Origin of the sequence: Nitrosomonas sp. Nm132, from assembly GCF_900100485.1 — a bacterium.
Taxonomy (GTDB): domain Bacteria; phylum Pseudomonadota; class Gammaproteobacteria; order Burkholderiales; family Nitrosomonadaceae; genus Nitrosomonas.
In genome coordinates, this window is record NZ_FNDH01000098.1 from 1 (window position 1) to 3100 (window position 3100).

A 3100-nucleotide genomic window follows, 5' to 3' on the forward strand; every position below is an offset into this window, starting at 1 on the left:
AGTAGAAGATCAAATCCGGCTGGCAGGCTGGAGCCGCGCGCGGCGGATAGGGGTGCTGCGACGTCAGGTCAAAGACAATCTGGCAACCAAGGTGAGCTCCGATGCTCAACAGGGAACGCTGCACTTTGTTGACCATTCAGACAAGATCAAAGTGTGGGAACATGTGGTTCTGGTGACCAATGCTGATTATTCACTGGAAGCCCTGGGTCAATTGTACCGGGATCGGGCAGATTGCGAGAATGGCTTCGATGAGTTAAAGAATCAATGGGGCTGGGGTGGGTATACCACTCATGACCTGGAACGCTGCAATCTCTCGGCGCGGGCGGTCGCACTGATCTACAATTGGTGGAGTTGGTATGTTCGCTTGGCTCGGCATGCAGGTCAATCTCGACTATTGCTTACGTTGGCTCATGAGGCCGGAGATCAGATCAAAGCAATGATCGCCAATGTCCGTAAGGGTCTTGACTCAATTCTAGCAAATGCGCCTCAGTTGCCAAAAATAGAGCGTTGGCCTACAGTATTTTCCAATACAGAAATGAATCTGAAAGAGATTGGTAAATTTGAGTATTCGAACTTGATTTTGTTTTGGTCTGGTTAAAAAATATTTCATTTGTATTCTACCATTGCATCACTAAGCAGATTGCTTGAGAGCATCGGCAATGGATTGGAATAATGCCTGTCGCGCCTTATTGAGTGCTGCGGCAGCCTCATTATCGCTCATCCCTGATGCGACTCTGCATCCAGTTGTTCAAAGGTTATTCCCGGTTTGAGATAGAGGGTTGCATCTGGTAATGATTTCAGCTTTTCGAAAGGTGTCATCATGTGTTCATAACGATCCTTTTTCCGCTCTTTACCCTTTGTATCGGTGATGGTTTCAGGAAAAAAGCAGGAGCGATGGAAGTTGACATAGGGATTAAGGAAATCAGTACAGAACGCATTAACTTTTCTAGCAAACCGTTGTGGGATATGGGTATAACCCAGATACTTACGCACAACGGCACCGTTTTTGAATTCAACCAAAGCATTATCGTTGGAATGTCGTGGTCGTGACTTGGTGAATTCGATACGCAGCTTTTCCAGTAATCTGGCCACTTTGTAGTTGATGTATTCCGAGCCATTATCAGCGTGAAAACCCAGAATGATGAATGGGAACTGATCAAGTAGCTGCTGGATAACTGGCAGCAGATACGCTTCACTAATCCTCTCGCAAGTGGCGACGAGTTGAAATTGAGTCACGCAGTCGACTGCGTTGATATGATAGACCCCTTTCATGCCATCCTGATCCCCTTGATGGACGCTGTCTATACGAATGTAGCCAGGCACGCCATCAGGTTGGGGAGTGCGACGTTGCCCAATGGGTACACGAGTTGGATGGGTCTTTGTCCAATGCCGCCGTTCATCCTGATACGCTCGGTCAGCACGTAAATTGTAAAGATGGGAAACCGAGATACTCGCCAGCCGTTCGAAACGCGTGTCATTGAGAATGAGGAAAGCTCGTTCCATCAGCTTCTTGGTGGCCGGGCCTGATAAAGTGCCATGCAGCGTATCCATCTCAGCTAGAAGAATCATGTCAGTTAGATTAAAGCGGCGGCAGTATCCATTCTTGGGGGTACTGTACTTTTTGCTTACTCTACCTGATTTACCGTACCGTTCAACTAATCGCGTTACCTGTTGCCGTGACAGGCCTGTCATACGTTTGAGATAGCGTAACACCACGCCCTTGTCGCACCGAGACAGTCTGGAATAGCCAAATCGCTTCAATACCCCCTCGATAAACCCATACTGTTCCGCCTTGGGAATCTTGAGCGCGATATCATGTGTCCCTTCCAGAAACCCCTTAACTTGTGCCACCGTTTGTAACTTTGCTGCATCCATGTCGATCACCATGCCTCGCATAATGACCAATTCAGAATCTAATTGCTCAGACTCATTTCTGTATTGGAAGAGACTACATCTGGAAAATTAAACGAATCTTGGGTACACTTCGTCACTGGCAATTCCTTTTCTTTATTCAGCGTAGATGACTGAATTATAAAGAATTATTACGGAATTGCCACTTCCCTTCGTGCAATATTGGGGCTAAGCCGCTATCGCGGTGGCCATCCAACATCATTGTCTTCATACGTTCCACCGATCCACTTTACTTGCTGCAATTAACATAGAAATCCCCAATCCTTAATCTCGGGGGATATCTTCGGCTCCATTAAGGAGACGAAGATGAAAGCATTATGCGAACAGATAGACGGTGCCATGATATTACGTGATTTTGCGTTGCGCACGCGCGAATCATACCTGGCAACGGTTGGTGCGTTGGTGAAGTGACCAGATCAAAAAGGTCTTATTCTATTTCTAAATCAAAAGTTAATTATTAATTATGCCAAGTAATTGAAATTACATCGATAAAAAATTAAATAAATACACTTTAGATTTAAAAATGGAATTAAAGGAATTGGCTTGTCTACCGATTACAGTATTTCACGAAATTTTATCGTGATTACTCCAAGAAGTCTTTCCCCGCCCGAATCGCATGATCCGGCGGGGGCTATCGCAATCAGCTCGAAGTGCCAGCAAAGTACACTGATACAATAATCAAAGCCGCCAATACGCCGAATATGAATGCGATATTGATACTAAAATTTCTAAGTGTTTCAGAATCTTTTGTCTCTTCTAATGAACTCATATCGCTGTTACTCCTATATTGTGTGTAACAGTAAAGATCATGAACCGAATCAGGGCTAACTTCATTGATCTAGGTCAACAAGATGCTAATTTTAGGTCTCAATGGCTTTAGTTGTTTGGCCCCATAATGCATTGAAAAAGCTAGGGTCTGTCGACGTTTTGAGGTAAGTATTTCATAAATCGAAGTAAACTCGTAATATTGAGAGATTTTTACACCCCCCCACAAAACGAGTTTACGATGCCCCGACTGATGCTCACTGATGAGTTCTGGCTGAAGCTGGAGAAGATTCTGCTTCAAGAAGCGATTTATAACAAGCGCAATCTGCGCATGACGGTGGAGGGTGTGCTATACCGAATGCGGGTTGGTTGTCCGTGGCGGGACTTACCCGAGGTTTTTGGATGCTGGAATTCCATCTATAAG

The 3100-nt window shown here is 45.2% G+C and carries 3 protein-coding genes; 2 read left to right on the plus strand and 1 reads right to left on the minus strand.

The features are described from left to right. Positions 1 to 598: transposase (locus tag BLP80_RS16455; protein ID WP_256325129.1), on the plus strand; the 598-nt coding region annotated here is incomplete at its 5' end. Between the two features lie 119 nt (positions 599 to 717). Here the strand turns inward: BLP80_RS16455 and BLP80_RS14655 are convergent. After that, positions 718 to 1905: an integrase catalytic domain-containing protein gene (locus tag BLP80_RS14655; protein ID WP_218120472.1), complete on the minus strand. Its 1188-nt coding sequence runs from the start codon at positions 1903 to 1905 to the stop codon at positions 718 to 720. Positions 1906 to 2917: 1012 nt separating this feature from the next. Between BLP80_RS14655 and BLP80_RS14660 the strand changes: the two genes are divergently transcribed. After that, on the plus strand, positions 2918 to 3100 hold a 183-nt coding region (locus BLP80_RS14660), incomplete at its 3' end, for a transposase (protein ID WP_143002329.1).